This window comes from Rahnella sp. BCC 1045 (assembly GCF_019049615.1).
In the GTDB taxonomy this organism is placed as follows: Bacteria; Pseudomonadota; Gammaproteobacteria; order Enterobacterales; family Enterobacteriaceae; genus Rahnella; species Rahnella contaminans.
The window spans coordinates 1-21,986 of the sequence record NZ_JAFMOZ010000109.1 but is presented as its reverse complement, the minus strand read 5'-3'; the positions used below and the strand labels follow the sequence as shown (position 1 = coordinate 21,986).

20 protein-coding genes are annotated in these 21,986 nt (G+C 53.1%); 11 read left to right on the top strand and 9 right to left on the bottom strand.

Annotation, left to right across the window (positions count from 1 at the left end; all coding sequences use genetic code 11):
* Nucleotides 1-35: 35 nt before the first annotated feature.
* Together cobO and J1782_RS06310 are read right to left on the bottom strand one after the other, a co-directional pair.
* Nucleotides 36-626, bottom strand: a complete 591-nt coding sequence (gene cobO / locus J1782_RS06315) for a cob(I)yrinic acid a,c-diamide adenosyltransferase (protein WP_152325939.1) — start codon at nucleotides 624-626, stop codon at nucleotides 36-38.
* 11 nt (nucleotides 627-637) lie between these two features.
* Nucleotides 638-1,399: a YciK family oxidoreductase gene (locus J1782_RS06310; RefSeq protein ID WP_217152675.1), complete on the bottom strand. Its 762-nt coding sequence runs from the start codon at nucleotides 1,397-1,399 to the stop codon at nucleotides 638-640.
* A 357-nt stretch (nucleotides 1,400-1,756) separates the two neighbouring features.
* On the opposite strand from J1782_RS06310, the gene sohB reads away from it, so the two are divergent.
* Nucleotides 1,757-2,800, top strand: coding sequence for a protease SohB (gene sohB, locus J1782_RS06305; protein WP_217152674.1), 1,044 nt, complete (start codon nucleotides 1,757-1,759; stop codon nucleotides 2,798-2,800).
* Nucleotides 2,801-2,916: 116 nt separating this feature from the next.
* On the opposite strand, the gene J1782_RS06300 is transcribed toward sohB, so the two are convergent.
* Nucleotides 2,917-3,168 (bottom strand): YciN family protein, encoded by a 252-nt coding sequence (locus tag J1782_RS06300; RefSeq protein WP_152325942.1) that lies wholly within the window; start codon nucleotides 3,166-3,168, stop codon nucleotides 2,917-2,919.
* A gap of 461 nt (nucleotides 3,169-3,629) precedes the next feature.
* Here J1782_RS06300 and topA point away from each other — a divergent pair, with 461 nt between their 5' ends.
* The 3 genes from topA (at nucleotide 3,630) to acnA (ending at nucleotide 10,422) form a co-directional block, all read left to right on the top strand.
* Nucleotides 3,630-6,227: a type I DNA topoisomerase gene (topA, locus tag J1782_RS06295; RefSeq protein ID WP_152325943.1), complete on the top strand. Its 2,598-nt coding sequence runs from the start codon at nucleotides 3,630-3,632 to the stop codon at nucleotides 6,225-6,227.
* 346 nt (nucleotides 6,228-6,573) lie between these two features.
* Nucleotides 6,574-7,548: an HTH-type transcriptional regulator CysB gene (cysB, locus tag J1782_RS06290; RefSeq protein WP_152325944.1), complete on the top strand. Its 975-nt coding sequence runs from the start codon at nucleotides 6,574-6,576 to the stop codon at nucleotides 7,546-7,548.
* Between the two features lie 198 nt (nucleotides 7,549-7,746).
* Nucleotides 7,747-10,422: an aconitate hydratase AcnA gene (acnA, locus tag J1782_RS06285; RefSeq protein ID WP_217152673.1), complete on the top strand. Its 2,676-nt coding sequence runs from the start codon at nucleotides 7,747-7,749 to the stop codon at nucleotides 10,420-10,422.
* Between the two features lie 77 nt (nucleotides 10,423-10,499).
* On the opposite strand, the gene ribA is transcribed toward acnA, so the two are convergent.
* Nucleotides 10,500-11,090, bottom strand: coding sequence for a GTP cyclohydrolase II (gene ribA, locus J1782_RS06280; protein WP_101076876.1), 591 nt, complete (start codon nucleotides 11,088-11,090; stop codon nucleotides 10,500-10,502).
* Nucleotides 11,091-11,379: 289 nt separating this feature from the next.
* Between ribA and pgpB the strand changes: the two genes are divergently transcribed.
* The 3 genes from pgpB to lapB all read left to right on the top strand — a co-directional run bounded on the left by pgpB (nucleotide 11,380) and on the right by lapB (nucleotide 13,877).
* Nucleotides 11,380-12,141 (top strand): phosphatidylglycerophosphatase B, encoded by a 762-nt coding sequence (pgpB, locus tag J1782_RS06275; protein WP_208950458.1) that lies wholly within the window; start codon nucleotides 11,380-11,382, stop codon nucleotides 12,139-12,141.
* Nucleotides 12,142-12,389: 248 nt separating this feature from the next.
* Entirely contained in the window at nucleotides 12,390-12,701 is a 312-nt protein-coding gene (locus J1782_RS06270) for a LapA family protein (RefSeq protein ID WP_152326349.1), read from the top strand.
* Between the two features lie 6 nt (nucleotides 12,702-12,707).
* Nucleotides 12,708-13,877, top strand: a complete 1,170-nt coding sequence (gene lapB, locus J1782_RS06265) for a lipopolysaccharide assembly protein LapB (RefSeq protein WP_195824565.1) — start codon at nucleotides 12,708-12,710, stop codon at nucleotides 13,875-13,877.
* A 79-nt stretch (nucleotides 13,878-13,956) separates the two neighbouring features.
* Here lapB and J1782_RS06260 read toward each other — a convergent pair whose 3' ends face one another.
* On the bottom strand, nucleotides 13,957-14,244 hold the full coding sequence (locus tag J1782_RS06260) for an Arc family DNA-binding protein (protein WP_152325948.1): 288 nt from the start codon (nucleotides 14,242-14,244) through the stop codon (nucleotides 13,957-13,959).
* A 190-nt stretch (nucleotides 14,245-14,434) separates the two neighbouring features.
* Here J1782_RS06260 and pyrF point away from each other — a divergent pair, with 190 nt between their 5' ends.
* Complete coding sequence (gene pyrF, locus J1782_RS06255) at nucleotides 14,435-15,163, top strand: orotidine-5'-phosphate decarboxylase (protein ID WP_152325949.1); 729 nt, start codon at nucleotides 14,435-14,437, stop codon at nucleotides 15,161-15,163.
* 12 nt (nucleotides 15,164-15,175) lie between these two features.
* Nucleotides 15,176-15,505 carry a stress response translation initiation inhibitor YciH gene (gene yciH / locus J1782_RS06250; protein WP_165057151.1) on the top strand — a complete coding sequence of 110 codons (330 nt, stop codon included), beginning with the start codon at nucleotides 15,176-15,178 and terminating at the stop codon, nucleotides 15,503-15,505.
* Nucleotides 15,506-15,564: 59 nt separating this feature from the next.
* On the opposite strand, the gene osmB is transcribed toward yciH, so the two are convergent.
* Entirely contained in the window at nucleotides 15,565-15,783 is a 219-nt protein-coding gene (gene osmB, locus J1782_RS06245) for an osmotically-inducible lipoprotein OsmB (RefSeq protein ID WP_056780657.1), read from the bottom strand.
* 403 nt (nucleotides 15,784-16,186) lie between these two features.
* Between osmB and araD the strand changes: the two genes are divergently transcribed.
* Complete coding sequence (gene araD, locus J1782_RS06240; protein ID WP_165057153.1) at nucleotides 16,187-16,882, top strand: L-ribulose-5-phosphate 4-epimerase; 696 nt, start codon at nucleotides 16,187-16,189, stop codon at nucleotides 16,880-16,882.
* 34 nt (nucleotides 16,883-16,916) lie between these two features.
* Here the strand turns inward: araD and J1782_RS06235 are convergent, their stop codons facing one another.
* The 3 genes from J1782_RS06235 to J1782_RS06225 all read right to left on the bottom strand — a co-directional run bounded on the left by J1782_RS06235 (nucleotide 16,917) and on the right by J1782_RS06225 (nucleotide 21,061).
* The gene (locus tag J1782_RS06235; protein ID WP_217152672.1) at nucleotides 16,917-17,660 is read right to left on the bottom strand and encodes a DNA-binding transcriptional regulator YciT; all 744 of its coding nucleotides are present in this window, start codon (nucleotides 17,658-17,660) and stop codon (nucleotides 16,917-16,919) included.
* A gap of 63 nt (nucleotides 17,661-17,723) precedes the next feature.
* Nucleotides 17,724-20,156, bottom strand: coding sequence for a formate C-acetyltransferase/glycerol dehydratase family glycyl radical enzyme (locus J1782_RS06230; RefSeq protein ID WP_217152671.1), 2,433 nt, complete (start codon nucleotides 20,154-20,156; stop codon nucleotides 17,724-17,726).
* Between the two features lie 5 nt (nucleotides 20,157-20,161).
* The gene (locus J1782_RS06225) at nucleotides 20,162-21,061 is read right to left on the bottom strand and encodes a glycyl-radical enzyme activating protein (protein ID WP_217152670.1); all 900 of its coding nucleotides are present in this window, start codon (nucleotides 21,059-21,061) and stop codon (nucleotides 20,162-20,164) included.
* A gap of 142 nt (nucleotides 21,062-21,203) precedes the next feature.
* On the opposite strand from J1782_RS06225, the gene fsa reads away from it, so the two are divergent.
* A complete protein-coding gene (gene fsa, locus J1782_RS06220; protein ID WP_165057160.1) occupies nucleotides 21,204-21,869 on the top strand; it encodes a fructose-6-phosphate aldolase in 666 nt (221 codons plus the stop codon).
* Nucleotides 21,870-21,986 lie beyond the last annotated feature (117 nt).

Sequence of the window (21,986 nt, the reverse complement as noted above, 5' to 3'; positions counted from 1 at the left end):
GTTTTAAAGCTTACGTTTCAAAGTAAAGCAGGGTGTTACCAGTCAATGCCCTGCTGCGCCATAATGCCCGCATCAAAAGCATGCTTCACCGGACGCAGTTCGCTGACGGTATCGGCCAGCTCCAGCAGATCCCGATGACACCCGCGGCCGGTGATAATCACCGTCTGGTGCGCCGGACGGGCATTCAGCGCATCAACCACTTCCTGCAAATCCAGATAGCCGAAACTGACCATATACGTCAGCTCATCGAGCACCACGAGATCCAGGGTGGCATCGTTCAGCATCCGTTTTCCATGTTGCCAGACGGCCTGACAGGCAGCAGTGTCGGTTTCTTTATTTTGTGTTTCCCAGGTGAAACCGGTCGCCATCACCTGAAATTCCACGCCGTGTGGCTCGAGCAGATTTTTCTCGCCGTTCGGCCATTCGCCTTTAATAAACTGGATCACCGCTGCGCGCATTCCGTGCCCGACGGCGCGGGTGACTGTCCCGAAAGCCGCGGTGGTTTTACCTTTGCCGTTGCCGGTAAACACAATCAAAATCCCGCGCTGCTCTTTTGCCGCGTCAATGCGCGCATCAACCTGTTCTTTCAGCTTTTGCTGGCGCTGCTTGTGGCGATCTTCAGTCATGTTTGGCTCCGTTATTCGGCTGGACCGGCTTTACGGCCTGGCTGGGCATCAAAGCTGATACCGGTTTTACGACGGCTGTCATCGCCCATCAGGTAGAGATACAGCGGCATGATGTCAGCCGGTGTTTTGAGTTTATCTTTGTTTTCATCGGGGAACGCCGACGCGCGCATGCCGGTGCGGGTTCCGCCCGGATTAATGCAGTTCACCCGCAGACCCGTGTGTTTATGTTCTTCGGCCAGCACCTGCATCATGCCTTCGGTGGCGAATTTCGATACCGCGTACGCGCCCCAGCCGCTGCGGCCTTCGCGCCCGACGCTGGACGTTGTGAACACCAGCGACGCGCTGGCGGATTTGAGCAGCAGTGGCAGCAAGGCCTGCGTCAGCATAAACGTCGCGTTGACATTCACCTGCATCACGTTCATCCAGTCCGACAGCCTGATTTCGGCCATCGGTGTAATCTCTGTCAGCAGCCCGGCATTATGTAAAACGCCGTCGAGATGTGGCACCCATCCGGCAATCTGGCTGGCGACGCGCTGGCAATCCTGCTCGCTGGCGGTCAGTAAATCGAGCGCATAAATGAACGCAGGCCGCAGGTTTTTAGCGGCAATTTCCTGCTGAACGCTGGCCAGTTTGCTTTCGGTGCGTCCGAGTAAAATGACCTGCGCGCCAAAGCGGGCGTAGGTCAGCGCCGCTTCGCGCCCGATGCCATCGCCTGCGCCGGTGATCAGAATAATACGGTTGTTGAGCAGGTCAGATTTCGGATGGTAATGCATGGGCGGTCCTCATAGGTCGGGGCGCGATGTGGCGGCGATGGCCGTCATCACATCAGGCGCGCTGAGTATCAAAAATGCCGGGTACGGGAGAAGTTGCGCTCGACCGGAGTCCGACATTTTGATGTGAATTTGGGGTGTTTCGGAGTTGATCACCGGTTATATGCCTTAAATGGGCAGGAGTTTCAATGATTAACCCAAAAACAGACAGCTCTTTTGTAACAAAATTGGAACAATGGCGCACTCACTTTTAGTCTCTGGCATGATGTCATCTTCGAACAAGACGCCGCAGCGCCGATTGTCTAGAATGTTCAGCATCTTTCATAACGGTTTTATTACCACATCGAAAAGGCGGTTTGTGTGGATTTACTTTCTCTTTATGGGCTGTTTTTGGCCAAAGTAGTGACCGTAGTGATCGCCATTGGTGCGCTGGTGGTATTGGTGGTCGGCCTTCGTCATCGCAAATCTCACGGAAAAGGTGAGTTGCAGCTGGTCGATTTAGGGGAGCAGTACCGCGAAATGCAGCGTGAAATGCGCAGCGCGCGTCTGAGTCCTGCGGAGTTGAAAATCCGCAGTAAAGAACTGAAGAAAAAGGATAAAGCTGAAGCTAAACAGAAAAAACTACAGGCCAAAGCGGGGGGAACCCAATCCAAGCCGTGCCTGTATGTTCTCGACTTCAAAGGCAGTATGGACGCGCATGAAGTGACTTCGCTGCGCGAAGAAATTTCAGCAGTGCTTGCGGTGGCTACGCCGGAAGACGAAGTGCTGTTACGCCTGGAAAGCCCTGGCGGCGTGGTTCACGGTTATGGTCTGGCCGCTTCGCAGCTGGTTCGTCTGCGGCAGAGCGGGATCCGCCTGACGGTGGCGGTAGATAAAGTCGCCGCCAGTGGAGGATATATGATGGCCTGCGTAGCTGACCGCATTGTCGCCGCGCCGTTTGCCATTATCGGCTCGATAGGCGTGGTTGCGCAGATCCCTAACTTCAACCGCTTATTGAAAAAGAACGATATTGATATCGAACTGCATACGGCGGGAGAATTCAAACGCACCCTGACGCTGCTCGGTGAGAACACCGAAGAAGGGCGCGAGAAATTCCGCGAAGATCTCAACGAAACGCACGTGCTGTTCAAGGAATTTGTGCATCAGAATCGTCCGTCTCTGGATATCGATGCCGTGGCAACCGGTGAACACTGGTTTGGTACGCAGGCACGTGAAAATGGCCTGATTGACGCCATCGGCACCAGTGATGATTTACTGATTGCGGAAATGAAAAATCATGAAGTGATTGCGGTGCGTTATGCCCGACGTAAACGCATGATGGACAGATTCACAGGCAGCGCGGCAGAAAGCGCTGACCGTCTGTTCCTGCGCTGGTTGCAGCGCAGTCAGAAGCCATTGCTGTAAACGCTTTGCCTCATTAAAAGCGCAAAGAAAAAGGGACTTCGGTCCCTTTTTTTTATCGGCTCAGGTTTCCCGGAAAGCTAACCGGTTGCGTCTTCTTTTATAGCGGCTTTTTTATCTCAATCTTCGAGATGGTATTTTTCTGAAAAAAGATGAGCCAGGTGTTTAAACATATTAAATACCGCAGTGGTTTTTCGGGTCGGTAAACCGTTTTCATCCATGAAGAATTCACCACGGAAAACCAGCACATTGCCTTTCTGTTCAACTTCTGTCGCAGCCATTCCGCTAAGATACTCATCGTGCTCACGGATAACCTTATTCGCTTCTGCCAGTAAAGCTTCGCGACTTATTGCCGATGTATTTTCGTGCATGATATTTACTCCCCACTATAATTGCTGACGTTATTGTAATCCTGCCGTTGTTAAAACCGCAAATCGGCTATGGGTAATGGCTTTACATTGTGGTTATTATTTGAACGATTCGCCGAAAGGACTGAACACATTGGCGAAAAGGGCGTTTCCGTGTTAATTAGTTTGCGTGACGATTTTAATCAGGTAGAGTGTGGGATTTTGTGGCTTCAGGTGGAATGTTTTGTTTACGCTTGGTCATTATTTGACATAGGAAAGAGCACATTCTGCTGAACCCTGTCTGGTTAATCCCTCGCAGAATCAGTGTTTTGAACCTCTGGAAGTCAGTTCGCTTGTTCTTTTAAAGAAATAAGTTGACGTTCTGACTCACTGCCGCAATATAAAAAAAGACGTGATATTGTGCCGCGGCATAACTAGACAAAATCTTCTTCAGATGATGAAGAATCATTCAGGTAAAGGTAATTATGGGTAAAGCTCTCGTAATAGTTGAGTCCCCGGCAAAAGCCAAAACGATTAATAAATATTTAGGAAATGACTACGTGGTTAAGTCCAGCGTCGGTCATATCCGTGATTTACCAACCAGTGGATCCGCTGCTAAAAAGACCGCCGACTCAACCGAAGAAAAAACAAAGAAAAAAGTAAAAAAGGATGAGAAAACCGCGCTGGTTAATCGCATGGGCGTCGATCCGTATCATGGTTGGGAAGCGCAGTACGAAATACTTCCCGGTAAAGAAAAAGTCGTTGCTGAGTTAAAAGCGTTAGCGGAAAAAGCTGACCACATCTATCTCGCAACCGACCTTGACCGCGAAGGAGAGGCGATTGCCTGGCATTTGCGGGAAGTGATTGGTGGTGATGACAAACGTTTCAGCCGCGTGGTATTTAACGAAATTACCAAAAACGCGATTCAGAATGCCTTTAAAGAACCGGGCGAACTGAATATTGATCGGGTGAATGCTCAGCAGGCGCGTCGTTTTATGGACCGCGTGGTGGGTTACATGGTTTCCCCGCTGCTGTGGAAGAAAATTGCCCGTGGTTTATCCGCAGGCCGTGTTCAGTCCGTAGCGGTTCGTCTGGTGGTTGAGCGCGAAAAAGAAATCAAAGCGTTCGTGCCGGAAGAATACTGGGAGCTGCACGCTGATTTGCTGGCGAAGAAAGAAACCGCCCTGCAAATGGAAGTGACGCATCACCTCGATAAACCGTTCAAACCGGTCAATAAAGAACAAACCCACGCGGCTGTTTCGCTGCTTGAAAAAGCGCGTTATCAGGTGGTGGATCGTGAAGATAAACCGACCAGCAGCAAACCGGGTGCTCCTTTTATTACCTCCACATTGCAGCAGGCGGCAAGTACCCGTCTGAGCTTTGGCGTGAAGAAAACCATGATGATGGCGCAGCGTCTCTACGAAGCCGGTCACATCACCTACATGCGTACTGACTCCACCAACCTGAGCCAGGACGCTGTAGAAATGGTTCGCGGTTACATCGGCACAAACTTTGGCGATAAATACCTGCCGAAAGCGCCGTTGCAGTACAGCAACAAAGAGAATTCTCAGGAAGCGCACGAAGCGATCCGTCCTTCTGATGTTGCCGTGGTTTCTGAGCAGCTCAAAGATATGGAAGCAGATGCGCAGCGTCTCTACCAGCTGATCTGGCGCCAGTTTGTGGCCTGCCAGATGACACCGGCGCAGTATGATTCCACCACGCTAACGGTGAAAGCGGGCGATTATTCCCTGCGTGCCAAAGGCCGTACGCTGCGTTTCGATGGCTGGACGAAAGTTATGCCAGCGTTGCGTAAAGGCGACGAAGACAGAACGCTGCCAGCGATTGAAGTCGGCACCGAACTCGAACTGCAACAGCTGCTGCCAACTCAGCATTTCACCAAACCGCCTGCACGTTTTAGCGAAGCGTCATTGGTGAAAGAGCTGGAAAAACGCGGTATTGGCCGTCCGTCTACCTACGCGTCGATCATTTCGACCATTCAGGATCGTGGCTACGTACACGTTGAAAACCGCCGTTTCTATGCGGAAAAAATGGGTGAAATCGTCACTGATCGTCTGGAAGATAATTTCCGCGAACTGATGAACTATGATTTCACCGCACGCATGGAAGACGGGCTGGACCAGGTCGCGAACAATAAAGCAGAATGGAAAGCCGTTCTGGATGAGTTCTTCACCGAATTCAGCAAGCAGCTCGAAACGGCCGAGAAAGACCCTGAAGAAGGCGGTATGCGCCCGAATCAGATGGTTCTGACCAGCATCGAATGCCCGACGTGCAGCCGCCCGATGGGGATCCGTACCGCCAGCACCGGGGTGTTCCTCGGATGTTCCGGTTATGCGTTGCCGCCGAAAGAGCGCTGCAAAACCACCATCAACCTGATTGCGGATGCTGAAGTTCTGAACATCCTTGAAGGTGATGAAGCGGAAGCCAATGCGCTGCGCGCCAAACGTCGTTGCGGCAAATGCGGCACGGCGATGGACAGTTACCTGATCGACAACCAGCGCAAATTGCATGTCTGCGGTAACAACCCGGAATGTGACGGCTACGAAATCGAAGAAGGCGAGTTCCGTATCAAGGGGTATGACGGCCCGATCGTTGAGTGTGAGAAATGTGGTTCTGAAATGCACCTGAAAATGGGACGTTTCGGTAAGTACATGGGCTGTACCAACGACGAGTGTAAAAATACCCGTAAGATCCTGCGTAACGGTGATGTTGCGCCGCCGAAAGAAGATCCGGTTCCCTTGCCGGAACTGCAATGTGAAAAGTCTGACGCCTATTTCGTTTTACGTGATGGCGCGGCAGGTGTTTTCCTGGCGGCCAATACTTTCCCTAAATCGCGTGAAACCCGTGCGCCGCTGGTGGAAGAGCTGAAGCGCTTTAAAGATCGTCTGCCGGAAAAACTTAGCTATCTGGCCGATGCGCCAGTGGCTGACCCGGAAGGCAATAAATCGATGGTGCGTTTCAGCCGTAAAACGAAGCAGCAGTACGTGTCTTCAGAAAAAGACGGTAAAGCCACCGGCTGGACGGCATTCTATGTTGACGGTAAATGGGTAGAAGGAAAGAAATAGTATTATTGAGCCGGAACCCATTGTTATTCGTTTGTAAAAAACCAGTCCTTCGGGCTGGTTTTTTTATTGTAATAAGATCTATCATCGACAGGTTCTTCGCGAATATCTTCTCAGGGCAGTGCTGCCTGCTGTAATCCTTATGTTATCTGGCTATACAATGTGTCAGCTTTTGATATAATTGTTATATAAAATTTGTTTTTATTCACATTTGTAATAAGCTAATGCGTCAGTGACATAAGACGACGCAATACAGACTTCGGGCATTCAATAAAAATCATTTCCAGTCTGTTCAGCCAGCGGGTGAACAGGGATGGTGACAGGGTTTGAAACCAGGGTGGTATGAGATATGAAATTGCAGCAACTGCGCTACATCGTAGAGGTTGTTAATCACAATCTGAACGTCAGTTCGACGGCAGAAGGCCTGTACACGTCGCAGCCAGGGATCAGTAAGCAGGTACGCATGCTCGAAGATGAGCTGGGTATCCAGATTTTCTCCCGCAGCGGTAAACATCTGACGCAGGTCACGCCCGCCGGGCAGGAAATTATCCGTATCGCGCGTGAAGTGCTGTCTAAAGTTGACGCCATTAAAGCCGTCGCGGGCGAGCACACGTATCCCGATAAAGGGTCACTGTACGTCGCCACGACACACACTCAGGCACGTTACGCACTGCCAAACGTCATTAAAGGTTTCATCGAGCGCTACCCGCGCGTTTCACTGCACATGCATCAGGGTTCGCCAACGCAAATCGCCGAGGCCGTATCCAAAGGTAATGCTGATTTCGCGATTGCGACCGAAGCGCTGCATCTTTACGACGACCTGATTATGCTCCCTTGCTACCACTGGAACCGTGCGGTTGTGGTTCAGCCGGATCATCCGCTGGCGGGCAAAGATAAAGTCACCATCGAAGAGTTAGCGGCGTATCCGATTGTCACCTACACGTTCGGGTTCACCGGCCGTTCTGAGCTGGATACCGCGTTTAACCGCGCCGGGCTGACGCCGCGGATCGTCTTTACCGCCACTGATGCTGACGTGATCAAAACCTATGTCCGTCTTGGTTTAGGCGTCGGCGTTATCGCCAGCATGGCAGTAGATCCGATTCAGGATCCGGACCTGGTGACGGTCGATGCGCGTGATATCTTCACGTACAGCACCACCAAAATCGGTTTCCGCCGCAGTACTTTCCTGCGCAGCTACATGTACGATTTTATCCAACGCTTTGCGCCACATCTGACGCGCGACGTGGTGGACACCGCCATTTCTCTGCGCTCGAATGAAGATATCGAAGAGATGTTCAAAGACATTAAGTTGCCGGTGAAATAAACCGCCACGCTTTGCTGAAAATCTCTGTCCCGCGCCGTCTTACGATGCCGCGGGATTTTTTTTGCCTGATGAACACTTCGTGTTGTTATTAAAATGTTAATTGAATTTTGTGTTATGTTTAACTATGCACTTATAAGCTTGCGGGTTATTCCCTGATAGCCACGCAGGCGCGAGAAATGAGCAGTAAAAGGAGAAGCTATGTCGTCCGATATTCGTGAGAAAAGTCTGGATAAACTGGCAGTCCAGAACAAGGAGTTTCATTACTACAGCCTGCCGCTCGCAGCCCAAACGCTGGGTGAACTCCAGCGCCTGCCAAAATCCCTCAAAGTTTTACTCGAAAATTTACTGCGCCACGTGGATGGCGACACCGTAACGGAAAGTGATTTGCGCGAACTGGTTGGCTGGCAGAAAACAGGCCACGCCGATCGTGAAATCGCTTACCGGCCTGCGCGCGTTCTGATGCAGGATTTTACCGGTGTACCGGCAGTGGTGGACTTAGCCGCCATGCGGCAGGCGGTAAAACGTCTCGGCGGTAATGTCGATCAGGTGAACCCGTTATCGCCTGTCGATCTGGTTATCGACCACTCGGTGACGGTAGATGAATTTGGTGATGACGAAGCGTTTGATGAAAACGTCCGGCTGGAAATGGAACGTAACAACGAACGCTATCAGTTCCTCCGCTGGGGCCAGAAAGCGTTTAATCGTTTCCGCGTTGTGCCGCCGGGCACCGGAATTTGCCACCAGGTTAACCTGGAATATCTCGGGCAGACCGTCTGGTACGAAGAACAGAACGGTAAAACGATCGCCTACCCGGACACGCTGGTCGGCACCGATTCGCACACCACCATGATTAACGGTCTGGGGATCCTGGGCTGGGGCTGCGGCGGGATTGAGGCGGAAGCGGCGATGCTAGGCCAGCCGGTTTCCATGCTGATCCCCGACGTCGTTGGCTTCAAGCTGACCGGCAAATTACGCGAAGGCATCACCGCAACCGATCTGGTGTTAACCGTCACGCAGATGCTGCGTAAGCACGGCGTGGTTGGCAAATTTGTTGAATTCTACGGCGACGGGCTGGCGGATTTACCGCTGGCCGACCGCGCCACGATCGCCAATATGTCGCCGGAGTTCGGGGCCACCTGCGGGTTCTTCCCGGTGGATGACGTCACGCTCGGTTATATGAAACTCAGCGGCCGCAGCGACGAGCAGATCGAACTGGTTAAAGCTTATTCGCAGGCTCAGGGGTTATGGCGCAATGCGGGCGACGAGCCGGTATTCACCAGTACGCTGTCGCTGGATATGGGCCGCGTTGAACCGAGTCTGGCTGGCCCGAAACGTCCGCAGGATCGCGTGGCGCTGCCGGATGTGCCGAAGGCGTTTAAAGCGGCCACTGAACTGGAGTTGGGAAACAGTAAACCGGGGCGTAGCGACAAGGAAACCTTCACGCTAGAAGGCCAGCATTACGCGCTCACGACCGGCGCAGTGGTGATTGCCGCCATTACGTCCTGTACCAACACGTCAAACCCCAGCGTGCTGATGGCAGCCGGCTTGCTGGCGAAAAATGCCGCAGAGAAGGGGCTGACCCGCAAACCGTGGGTGAAAACCTCGCTGGCACCGGGTTCCAAAGTGGTGACCGATTATCTGAATGCTGCCGGTCTGATGCCATACCTTGAACAGCTCGGTTTCAATCTGGTGGGATACGGCTGTACCACCTGTATCGGTAACTCCGGGCCGCTGCCGGAACCGATTGAATCCGCCATTAAATCCGGGGATTTAACCGTCGGCGCGGTGCTTTCCGGCAACCGAAACTTCGAAGGGCGTATTCATCCGCTGATCAAAACTAACTGGCTGGCGTCTCCACCTCTGGTGGTGGCGTACGCGCTGGCCGGGAACATGAACGTCAATCTTACCCACGATCCGCTGGGGGAAGATGCAGACGGCAAACCGGTTTATCTGAAAGATATCTGGCCGTCGGCGACAGAAATTGCCCATGCGGTCGGGCAGGTCACCACCGCGATGTTCCATAAAGAATATGCGGAAGTGTTTAACGGTGACGCCAGCTGGCAGGCGATTCAGGTTGAAGGCACGCCGACCTACACCTGGCAGGAAGATTCGACCTACATCCGCCATCCGCCGTTCTTCAGCGACATGAAAGCGGAGCCGGACGCGCTGCAAGACATCAACGATGCCCGAATTCTGGCCATTCTGGCGGATTCCGTTACCACTGACCACATCTCGCCAGCCGGGAATATCAAAGCCGAAAGCCCGGCGGGGTTGTATCTGAAACAGCACGGTGTAGAGCCGAAGGCATTTAACTCTTACGGTTCGCGGCGCGGTAACCATGAAGTGATGATGCGCGGGACGTTCGCCAATATCCGTATCAAAAACGAAATGGTGCCGGGCGTGGAGGGGGGATTTACCCGCCATATTCCGTCGCAGGATCAACTGGCGATTTACGATGCGGCGATGCGCTATCAGCATGAAAGCGTGCCGACGGCGGTGATTGCCGGTAAAGAGTACGGTTCCGGGTCAAGCCGTGACTGGGCGGCGAAAGGGCCGCGTTTGCTGGGTGTTCGCGTGGTGATTGCGGAATCCTTCGAACGTATTCACCGCTCCAACCTGATCGGCATGGGGATTTTACCGCTGGAATTCCCGCAGGGCGTGACGCGCAAAACGCTGAAACTGACCGGCGATGAGCAGATCAGTGTCCGGGGTTTGCAAACCCTGACGCCGGGACAAGATGTCGCGGTACACATCACCTTTGCCGACGGGAATACGGAAACGGTGAACGCGCGCTGCCGTATTGATACGGGCAATGAGCTGACGTACTTCCAGAACGGCGGCATTCTGCATTACGTGATCCGCAAAATGCTCTGAATCTTTTTCCCGTCAAAACTCCATGAAAAAGGGCACCGTTAAGGTGCCCTTAATATTTCTGTCATATCCTGAAAAAATTACTTATCGAGCAGGTGGCCCATTTTGGCGGCTTTGGTCGACAGGTAACGTTCATTTTCCGGATTACGGCCCACGATCAGCGGCACGCGCTCGGTGATATTAATACCGGCTTCAGTCAGGATTTCGACTTTTTTCGGGTTGTTGGTCAGCAGGCGGACCGAATCAACGCCCAGTAACTTGAACATATCCGCGCACAGGGTGAAGTCGCGTTCATCAGCTGCAAAACCGAGCTGATGGTTGGCTTCGACGGTGTCATAGCCTTTGTCCTGCAAAGCGTAAGCGCGGATTTTGTTGAGCAAACCGATGTTACGGCCTTCCTGGCGGTGATACATCAGGATGCCACGGCCTTCTTCGGCGATGTGATTGAGTGCGGCTTCGAGCTGAAAACCACAGTCACAGCGCAGGCTGAATAAGGCATCGCCGGTCAGACATTCCGAGTGAACACGCGCGAGAACCGGTGTTTCACCGCTGATGTCACCAAAAACTAACGCCAGGTGGTCGTGCCCGGTGGCCAATTCTTCAAAACCCACCATCAGGAAATCGCCCCAAGGTGTTGGCAGATTGGCTTCTGCCACCCGTTTCAGCTGCATTTTACGCTCCAAAAAAACCACAAAGTGTCTTTATTTACAGTGAGTATTTTACTTGTTGATGCGCATCCTACGTTCAGATGCGGCCTCTGGATAGGGAATCGGTGCCTTTCCATCACGACAGGGCGGTATTTTGCCACAGATTGGCGCAGTTTTTAGCGCGAATATTTGAACGATTAGTTCATAACTTATGAATTATAACCGCTTCTTCAACAATCCCCGCTTAGGGAATGTGAAGCGATGACAACGTTGCTACACTCCAACTCTTTTATAAATGACGGAAGGGACGACTATGTTTGATATCGCCAAACGCACCGCACTCGGGGCTGTACTTTTAATGCTGATGCCCGCAGCGGTATGGATAAGCGGCTGGCTTTGGGCACCGGGAGGAAATCCGTCCATTTTGCGCCCGCTGTTCTGGGTGACGGAAACGGTGAGCGAGCCCTGGGGTATCCTCACAACGGTGATTCTTGGCGGCTGGTTCCTGTGGTGCCTGCGCTTTCGTCTTAAACCGGCCATCGGGCTGGGTGTGATTATTGTGGCCGCGCTGCTGGTCGGGCAATACGCGAAAGACTTCATCAAAGGTGAAGTACGTGAGCCGCGGCCCTACGTGGCGTGGCTGGGAACCGATCATCAGATGAACGTGGGTGAGTTTTATGCGCAGAAAAGCAAATTGCGTGGCAAACAGGTCAAAGAAATACTCGGCGAGGACACGCAGATACCTCACTGGCTGAATAAAAGCTGGCAGAACGACACCGGTTACGCATTCCCTTCCGGTCATACGATGTTTGCCGCTACCTGGGCATTACTGGGCATCGGGCTGCTGTGGCGGCGTAAACACTACAAAACGGTCACGTTCCTGATGGTGTGGGCAGTCGCCGTGATGGGCAGCCGTCTGGTTCTGGGAATGCACTGGCCGCGTGACCTGCTGGCGTCCGTGGGTATCAGCTGGATACTGGTGACACTGGCCTGCTGGCTGACTGAGCGTTATGTCGGACCGCTGACGCCGCCGCCGGCGGAAAATCAGGAAATCGCTGAACGCGACGGAGAATAAACACTGGCAATTTCAAAGGGGTTTAACAAAACCCCTTTAATTCATCGCTTTCCGCCCCCATATCTCTTCCATATCGTAAATTGCAGCGATATTTGCGACACACTGCTAAAGTTGCACGAAGTTCCAACAACCTGCATTTAAAGCCTCCGCAATGTTTCCCAGCTTTGTTTGGAAATGCTAACTTATTAGGTCGGGACGAGAGTTTTTGGCATAATTCATCCGGTACATCCGGCATTACAGGAATGAATGTGAAATATCTGCTGATTTTTTTATTTTTGCTGGTCATCGTAGTGATTTCTATCACTCTGGGTGCCCATAATGATCAGACTGTGACCTTCAATTATTTGCTGGCGCAGGGCGACTATCGTGTTTCCACACTGCTTGCCGTGCTCTTTGCTACCGGTTTTATTCTGGGCTGGGTCATCTGCGGTTTGTTTTACCTGCGTGTCCGATTATCTCTCGGGCGTGCCCAGCGGAAAATCAAACGCCTTGAACAACAAATTGAACCCGCGGCTGCCGTTACGCCGCCAGCAGCATCTTATGATGTCAGCAAGGAATAACCCTCTATGTTAGAACTGCTGTTTCTGTTGTTGCCCGTTGCGGCCGCCTATGGCTGGTACATGGGGCGCAGAAGTTCTCAGCAGGATAAACAGGAAAATGCTAACCGCCTGTCGCGTGAATACGTAGCAGGGGTTAACTTCCTGCTTTCCAACCAGCAGGATAAAGCGGTCGACCTATTCCTTGAAATGTTGAAAGAGGACAGCAGTACGGTCGAAGCACACCTGACTCTGGGGAACCTCTTCCGCTCCCGTGGCGAAGTCGATCGCGCCATCCGCATCCACCAGTCGCTGATGGAAAGTGCCTCGCTGACCTTCGAACAGCGTTTGCTTGCCGTGCAGCAGTTAGGACGCGATTACATGGCTGCCGGTTTTTATGACCGCGCAGAAGACATGTTTAATCAGCTGGTGAAGGAGCAGGACTACCAGCTGTTTGCGCTGGAACAGTTGCTGATCATCCATCAGGCGACCAGCGACTGGCAGAATGCTATCGATGTGGCCGAGCGTCTGGTCAAGCTGGGCAAAGAAAACCGCCGCAAGGAAATCGCGCATTTCTGGTGTGAACTGGCGCTTCTGGCGATGGTTTCTGATGATTTCGATAAGGCCACAGGCCTGCTGAAAAAGGCCGCGGCGGCAGATAAACTTTGTGCCCGCGTGTCTATCATGCAGGGGCGCATTTTTCTGGCGCAGGGCGAATACCGTAAAGCGGTTGATGCGCTGCAACGCGTGCTTGAGCAGGACAAAGAACTGGTCAGCGAAGCGCTGCCGATGATGCAGGAATGCTACCAGAACCTGAAAGATACGCTGGGTTGGGCAGAGTTCCTCAAGCGTTGTGTCGATGAAAACACCGGCGCGACGGCAGAACTGATGCTGGCGGAAATCATCCAGCAGGAAGAAGGGCGTGAAACGGCGCAGAACTACATTAACCGCCAGCTGCAACGTCATCCGACCATGCGTGTGTTCCATCACCTGATGGATTACCATCTGGCCGATGCAGAAGAAGGCAGGGCGAAAGAGAGTCTGGTTTTACTGCGGGACATGGTGGGTGAGCAGATCCGCACAAAACCACGTTACCGCTGCCACAAATGCGGATTTACTGCACATTCGCTGTACTGGCATTGTCCGTCATGCCGTGGCTGGGCGACGATCAAACCTATACGGGGTCTCGACGGTCAGTAATTTTCCCGACATACTTCGCGTTGCAGATGTATTTATCATCTTGTTGCAACGCGAATTATTCAGGGAAAGGAGAGGGGAATTACTTCTTCTTACCGGTGGTTTTGCGGGCGTTAAGTAACGTACGCAGTTTCTTAATTTCTTTTGCTGTCAGCGCCGGTTCAGAATCTTCAGCAAGATGCTGGTTATCAATTTCATGCTCGGTGGCTTTCGCCGCCTTTTTCCCCTTGGGTGCTGCCGGATTAAAGCTCTCTTCCAGACGTGCTGCCACTTCCGCACTTAAAGAATGCTCAGCCTCAGCGGCGGCGTTCTTGATCAGTTCCTTCAATTCAACCGGAATTTTGACGGTCAGGGTTGTTATCTCACTCATTTTTCAGCCTTTCCTTAGAGTAAAGTTACAAACTATGCCAGCGTTGTGTCGGCGTCTAGTGCTTCACAAAAATTTAATAAAACTGTCACATTATGTGTAGCTGTGAATTCAGCCTCTTGCCATGTAAAATGCGGGCGGCAGAAAACAGGCTTTCCCTTCCTGAAATGAAAAAACACAAGAGGCTGAAGACATGACGTCAGAAAATAACATTAACAACAACGACTTAAATTCCTCACCTATTGTTGTCGCTCTCGACTATGCCGATAAATCTGCCGCGCTGGCTTTTGCAGATAAAATCGATCCCCGTGATTGCCGTCTGAAAATTGGTAAAGAGATGTTCACGCATTTCGGCCCGCAGATGGTAAAAGATTTGCAGACTCGCGGTTTTGACGTCTTTCTGGATCTGAAATTCCATGACATCCCGAACACCACGGCGCATGCAGTTGCCGCAGCGGCGGAACTGGGCGTGTGGATGGTCAACGTACATGCCAGCGGCGGTGCGCGCATGATGACCGCAGCAAAAGAGGCGTTGCTGCCGTTTGGTAAGGACGCGCCGTTACTGATTGCCGTCACCGTGCTGACCAGCATGGAAGGCAGCGATCTGGCGGATCTGGGCATCACCTTATCTCCGGCAGATTACGCCGAACGTCTGGCGCGCCTGACCCGTGACTGCGGGCTGGACGGGGTTGTATGTTCCGCGCAGGAAGCGACGCGCTTTAAATCGGCGCTGGGGCAAGCGTTCAAACTGGTCACGCCGGGGATCCGCCCGGCAGGCAGCAAAGCCGACGATCAGCGCCGCGTGATGACCCCGCAGGAAGCGCTGGCGGCGGGTGTGGATTACATGGTGATTGGCCGTCCGATTACGCAGTCCGCCGATCCGGCGCAGACGCTGCGTGATATCCGTGCATCACTGCGATAAGCAGGGGAATTTATGCGTAATGACAGCAACAGCCGGTTAGTGTATTCCACTGATACCGGCAGAATCGATGAGCAGAAAGCCGTCGTCGTACGCCCGAAAGGTGACGGGATTGTTCGTATTGCGCGTCAGACCAGCGGGCGCAAAGGGAAGGGTGTTTGTCTTATTACTGGCGTCGATATGGACGATGCTGCACTGGAAAAACTGGCGGCTGAACTGAAGAAAAAATGTGGTTGCGGCGGCGCGGTGAAAGACGGCGTGATAGAAATTCAGGGCGATAAACGTGATTTACTGAAACAGCTGCTTGAAGCTAAAGGGATGAAAGTCAAACTGGCGGGTGGCTGATAAAACAAGATGCTGCGCCTTTGAAAAGCGCAGCGTCTTACTGTTTTTTTTATCTGTTCTTATTTACTGACCTGATGACCCACAATACCACCTACTGCTGCGCCGCCTAACGTACCTAAAGTACTTCCGTCAGTCAGAACCGCACCACCAAGTGCACCGGCACCGGCACCAATCGCCGTGTTACGGTCACGTTTAGACCAGTTACCACACGCGGTAACAGACATCGCAAGAGTCAAAACCAGTGCAATACTGGCAACGCGTTTATTTACGAGCATCATAGTTATCTTCCTCAAAGGATTAACGTTCAGCATCATCGATAAGTATAGGCAACATGCAGCGTTATCACTGTATTTCACCGGGTGATCCTTCACGCAACTTATGAATTTTTGAGCTGTTCCGAACCTTTATTCATAATTCGACTCATCCGGACGCACTTTTGCATCCGTTAACTAAAAATAGTGAAATTAGTATCCATTCACTAGGTGAATAATCTTAATTCACCATCAAGCCGCAGTCTCACCACACAATTAACTAAAGCGTTGCACCTGCGTGCCCTGAATGTGGCATAAACAGGCACTTTTGCGTTTGCAGCAGATCCGTACGCACTCTTTAGCGATTTGCCCCATACCGGCACCCGCCCGCCGACCAGACAATAAAGCATCGATTCATGAGGAAACCGAGATGCTTAAACAACTGAAAGAGCAGGTACTGGAGGCCAACCTGGCACTGCCGCGCCATAATCTGGTGACCTTTACATGGGGAAATGTCAGCGCCGTGGATCGCCAGCAAGGGCTGATCGTCATCAAACCGTCGGGCGTGGAATACGATCATATGGGCGTCGATGACATGGTGGTGGTGGAGCTGGAAACCGGGAAAATCGTGGAAGGCAGCAAGAAACCGTCTTCCGATACCGACACGCACCGCGTGCTCTACCTCAGCTTCCCTCAGGCGGGCGGCATTGTGCATACCCATTCCCGCCATGCGACCATCTGGGCCCAGGCAGGCATTGATATTCCGGCCTGGGGCACCACACATGCGGATTATTTTTATGGCAACATCCCCTGCACGCGCTTAATGACCGAAGCCGAAATCGCCGGGCGCTACGAGTGGGAAACCGGGGAAGTGATCGTTAAAACGTTCGCGGAACGTAACCTCGATCCCGCGGATATTCCGGCGGTGCTGGTGCATTCGCACGGGCCTTTTGCCTGGGGAAAAGATGCCGATAATGCCGTACACAACGCGGTGGTGCTGGAAGAAATCGCCTACATGGGCATTTTCTCCCGCCAGTTAACGCCGCAGTTGCCGGATATGCAGCCGCAACTTCTGGATAAACATTATCTGCGCAAGCACGGCAAGAATGCCTACTACGGGCAGTAATCCGCGTCGTACTTCAAATATCACATGAAAAAAGTCAGCCTACGAGGCTGACTTTTATGCCTGAGTTCGTCAGTTGCTGGTGGAACGTATCCGGCAGTGCTTCGTCAGTAATGACATGACTGAAAGCGCTGACAGGGCCGAGCGGATTGAGATTGATCTGCCCGAATTTCGAGGAATCCGTCAGGACGATATTCTCCGCGCCCTTCGTCACGACCGTATTCACCACGTCGGCACGCAACATGTCACGGCCGGTAAACCCGGTGGTGTCAGTAAATCCGTCAATCCCGATAAAGGCTTTGCTAAAATTCATCTGCTGCAAACACAATTTTGTCAGCGGACCGACCACTGTCTGGCTGGTCTTCTGGTACATCCCGCCGAGCAGCACCACGTCACACGGCATACTTTTCAGCAACGACGCCACATAACTGCTGACGGTAATCACCGTGAGATTCTTTTTGTCCGCCAGATATTGTGCCAGCAGGGCAATGCTGCTGCCGCTTTCGAAAAATACCGTTTCGCCATCCTGGATTAATGACGCCGCGAATTTTGCCAGTTTTTGCTTCTGTGCGAAGTTCGACATCATTCGGGTATCGACGTCATCGGTCTGGATCGCGACGGCAAAACCGTGCGCGCGGCGCAGATAATGGCGTTGCTCCAGCTGATTGAGATCGTGACGGATCGTCACTTCTGAAACCTGACAAATCTGCGACAGCTCACTTACGCTGATCCGCTGTTTATCGTTTACCCATTGCAAAATGACTTGCTGTCTGTCGTTCATAAGTGCCCAAAAATACGGGCAGCGCAGGCTGCCCGTCAGCTGAAGTGAATTCTGTCCCGAAGATTACAACGTATGTTCCGTTCGCGCGATAATATCATCTTGCGCTTCCGGCGATAAAGCAGTGAAGAAGGCCGAATAACCGGCCACACGCACCACCAGATCCCGATAGTTTTGCGGTTCCTCGCGCGCTTTCAGCAACGTCTCGCGGGACACAATATTGTACTGTACGTGCCAGCCTTTGTGCTCCTCAAAGAACGTCCGCAACATCAGCATCAGCGTCTGGCGGTCGGTTTCATTTTCAAGCGATGCCGGATTGAGCTTCTGATTTAGCAGTACACCGCCGAGGATCGCTTCCGTCGGTAATTTCCCCAGCGAATTAAACACCGCCGTTGGCCCCAGATGGTCTGTACCGGAAGCCGGGCTTGCGCCTTCGGCCAGCGGCGTGAACGCTTTACGTCCGTCAGGTGTCGCTGTGGTCGCTGCGCCAAACGGCACGTTAGCGGAAATCGACGAGGTTCCGGCGTAGTACGTTCCGCCAATCGGGCCGCGCCCGAAACGCGTGTTGTGATAATTCGACAGCTCGTCGATGTAGCACTGATAGGCGCGTACCAGAAGATTATCCACGCCGTCATGGTCGTTGCCGTACTTTTCCGCACCGTTGATCAGCCGCTGACGTAAACGCTCGCCGTCCAGCCCCGCGTAGTCGGAAGCCAGCGCATCCGCCAGTTCCTGCTGCCCGACGGAACCCTGTTCGAAGACCAGTTTTTTGACCGCTGCCAGACTGTTGCCAAGATTGGCAATCCCGACCTGCAAGCCGGAAACCCAGTCGTATGTCGCGCCGCCTTGTTTGATGGTTTTGCCGCGCTCGATACAGTCATCGACCAGCGCAGAACACAGAATATCCTGCGCATTTTCTTCCAGAACGGTATCGACAACACATTCGATTTCAATCGATTTACGCGTGTAATAGCGGATTTGCTCATCCCACTGCGCAAAAACCTGTCCGAAGTTTTCAAAGTTGCCTTTAGACAGCCCGCGTTCCTGCGGCAGAAATTGCGTATGGCTTTTAGCGTCCTGCCCCTGTTCGAGCGCAGCCAGCATAACCCGGGCAAAGTTGATGAAACTCATGCCGGTGCAGCGGTAGCCCCATTTTCCGCCGACGGCGGTTTCGATGCAGCCGATAGCGGCGTAATCGTAGGCATCTTCTTTCTCGACGCCGAGTTTGATGAATTCAGGGATCACAATTTCATCGTTATTAAACGCGGGCATCCCGAAACCACAGCGGATCACCTGCACGCAGGCATCCAGAAAATCGCTGCTCATGCCTGCGTGATAACGCACGCTGAGGTTTGGCTGTGTGGAACGCAGCTGACCGCATGATTCAAGAATGGCGTAGGAAAGCGGATTAACCGCGTCGGACGCCACGCCGAGATGCAGTTTCTGGCCGCCGATGGTGACGTTCTGATACAACGGGCTGCCCGCCGACGCTTTGGAGTGTGTACCGGAGCGGATTTTGTTCACTTCCAGCAGTTTCAACCAGCAGCTTTGCAGCAACTCAATGGCGTGACCGCGATCCAGCGTTTGCTCAAGTTCGACGTCACGGCGGTAGAACGGGTAAAGATACTGATCCATGCGGCCAAATGAAACGGAATGCCCGTTGGATTCGATCTGCAAAATCAGCTGGATGAAATAGCACAACTGTAACGCCTGCCAGAAGCTGGAAGGTGGCTGATGGGCGATCGCGTGACAGTTTGCGGCAATCGCCAGCAGCTCATCGCGACGGTTCTCGCGCGGCTCGGCGGCGGCCATTTCCTGCGCCAGATCGCCAAAGCGCACGATATGATCGCTGACGGCAGCCAGTGTGATATCAATGGCTTTCAGCAACTGTTCTTTATGCAAATCTTCCCAGTCGGTCAGATTAACGCGGCTGCGGCGTTCATCGACTTTATGGCGCAGTCCGTCCAGCCCCAGCCCGAGCAGGAGCGGGAAATTGACCGCCAGATGGGCATCGCCGGACGTCATATTGCCTTCGGCTTTTACGATGCCGCTGTCGAGCAGTGCTTTCTGCTCATCAGTGAACATGCCGTAGCAGCGATCCTGCACCGTCTGCCCGCGCCACCACGGGCAAATTTCGTGCAGAACATTCTTATTCTTTTCACTCACCGCGAAACCGGCTCCCGGCCGGTCGGCCAGCGCATCAATTTCGTTTTCAATCCAGCTGACGGTGTATTCCGGGAAAATCGGCGCGGCACGCACTTCGCTGGCCTGATTCCCGACGATCAGCTCGTCATGTTTGATCCAGACAGTCCGCTGCCTGAGATGTTCTGCCAGTGCCAGCGCGCGGCGGACGGCCAGGGGTTTATCCGCATGTTGCTGATAAACCTGCGTGTAGTGCTGTGCGCGTTCGGTACACACCGGCGGTTTTACGATGTGGATCAGCGCGTCTTTATGGGCGCGAATGCGGGCGGAGAGGGTATTCAGGTTCAATGTCGTCATTATTTTTATCCTCTTAACTGTGCACAAAGACCTTTTTCGGCGGCGTATTCTTCAGCAAACGTCAGCAGGTCCGGGTCATTTAATGGCTGGCGCGGGGCCAGATAGGGTTCGCCGAGCAGGACATATTTATTGATACCCAGCGTGTGATAAGGCAAAAAGTGGATGGCATCACAACCGGTTTCCCCCGCAGCGAAATCCACAATCTGGCGGATGGACGCCCGGTCGGCGTTGAAATCAGGGATCAGCGGCACGCGGACAATCAGCTTCTGACCGGCAGCCGCCAGACGGCGAAAATTGTCCATCACCCGTTTTGCTGAGCCACCGGTCAGGCGTCTGAACGGCGCGTCGGCGACGTGCTTCAAGTCGGCCAGCAGCAAATCCAGCGCGCCGAGAGAAGGATCGATATATTTCCAGGGGACGTGCAGACAGCTTTCCACCGCCGTATGTAAACCCGCGTGGTGACAGCGTTGCAGCAGATTCAGCGTCGTCTGTGGTTGCATAAAAGGCTCGCCGCCGGAAAGCGTAACGCCGCCGCCGGTGCGCTGATAAAACGGCTTATCGCGCAGGATTTGCTGCATCAGGCTTTCCATATCTGCGTCTTCGCCGCAAACGCTCAGCGCACCGGAAGGGCAAACCTGTTCCATCTGACATAAATCTTGCGCAGAGAATGCCTCGCGACGCAGGCAGATCCCGTCATTTTCTGCGGTCACTGCACGGGGAAATGCCTGCGCACAATGCTGACACCCGGCGGTACACAGCCGCGAATCAAACAATACGTCGGGTTTTTCTGAACGGCTTTCCGGGTTCTGGCACCAGGTACAACTCAGTGAGCAGCCCTTGAGAAAAACAACCGTGCGGATCCCCGGCCCGTCATGGGTGGAATAACGTTGCACATTAAAAATCATCGCGGCGCTCCCTTAAGTTTCTTCTTTCGTAATTTAAATGCTTTCATTCGAAAGTCATTTTGATAACGATCAATAAACCCGCCGCTTGCAGAGGTACACTCTCCGATACTTTGCATTCGCTCACAGGTTTAAGGAGAAGGTTATGGAGCTGTATCTCGATACTGCCGATGTTATTGCGGTGAAACGTCTTTCGCGCATTCTGCCGTTGCAGGGGGTCACGACGAACCCGAGCATTGTGGCGAAAGAAGGAAAATCCCTCTGGGAAGTGTTGCCTGCCCTGCGTGACGCCCTCGGCGGAACCGGGAAATTGTTTGCCCAGGTGATGGCGGCGGATGCAGAACAGATGATCGCCGAAGCCCTGCTACTGTCGCAGCGGGTGCCCGGTTTAGTGGTGAAAATCCCCGTCACGGCGGAGGGGCTGGCGGCGATTAAAGCCTTAAAAAGCATGAATATACCAACGCTCGGCACGGCTGTTTACGGCGCAGGTCAGGGGCTCTTATCCGCGCTGGCGGGTGCTGAATACGTTGCGCCTTACGTGAACCGTCTGGACGCGCAGGGCGGCGACGGCATTGCGATGGTCAGAGAATTACAGACGCTGCTGAGTCTGCACGCGCCGCACTCAAAAGTGCTGGCGGCCAGTTTCAGAACGCCGCGTCAGGCGGTGGATTGCCTGCTGGCGGGCTGTCAGTCGATTACATTACCGGTGGATGTTGCTGAACAACTTCTCGGTACGCCAGCGGTTCAGGCGGCGGTGCAAAAGTTTGACGCTGACTGGCAGCAGGCTTTCGGCACTACGTCCATAAGTTAAAAATTCCCGGCATTTCAGAAACCCGCACAGGTAACTGCTGCGGGTTTTTTTTGTTTTTGTGCGGCAGAAAAATCCGGAATTGTGATTTCTCTCCGAAATTAAATATTGACGGAATAT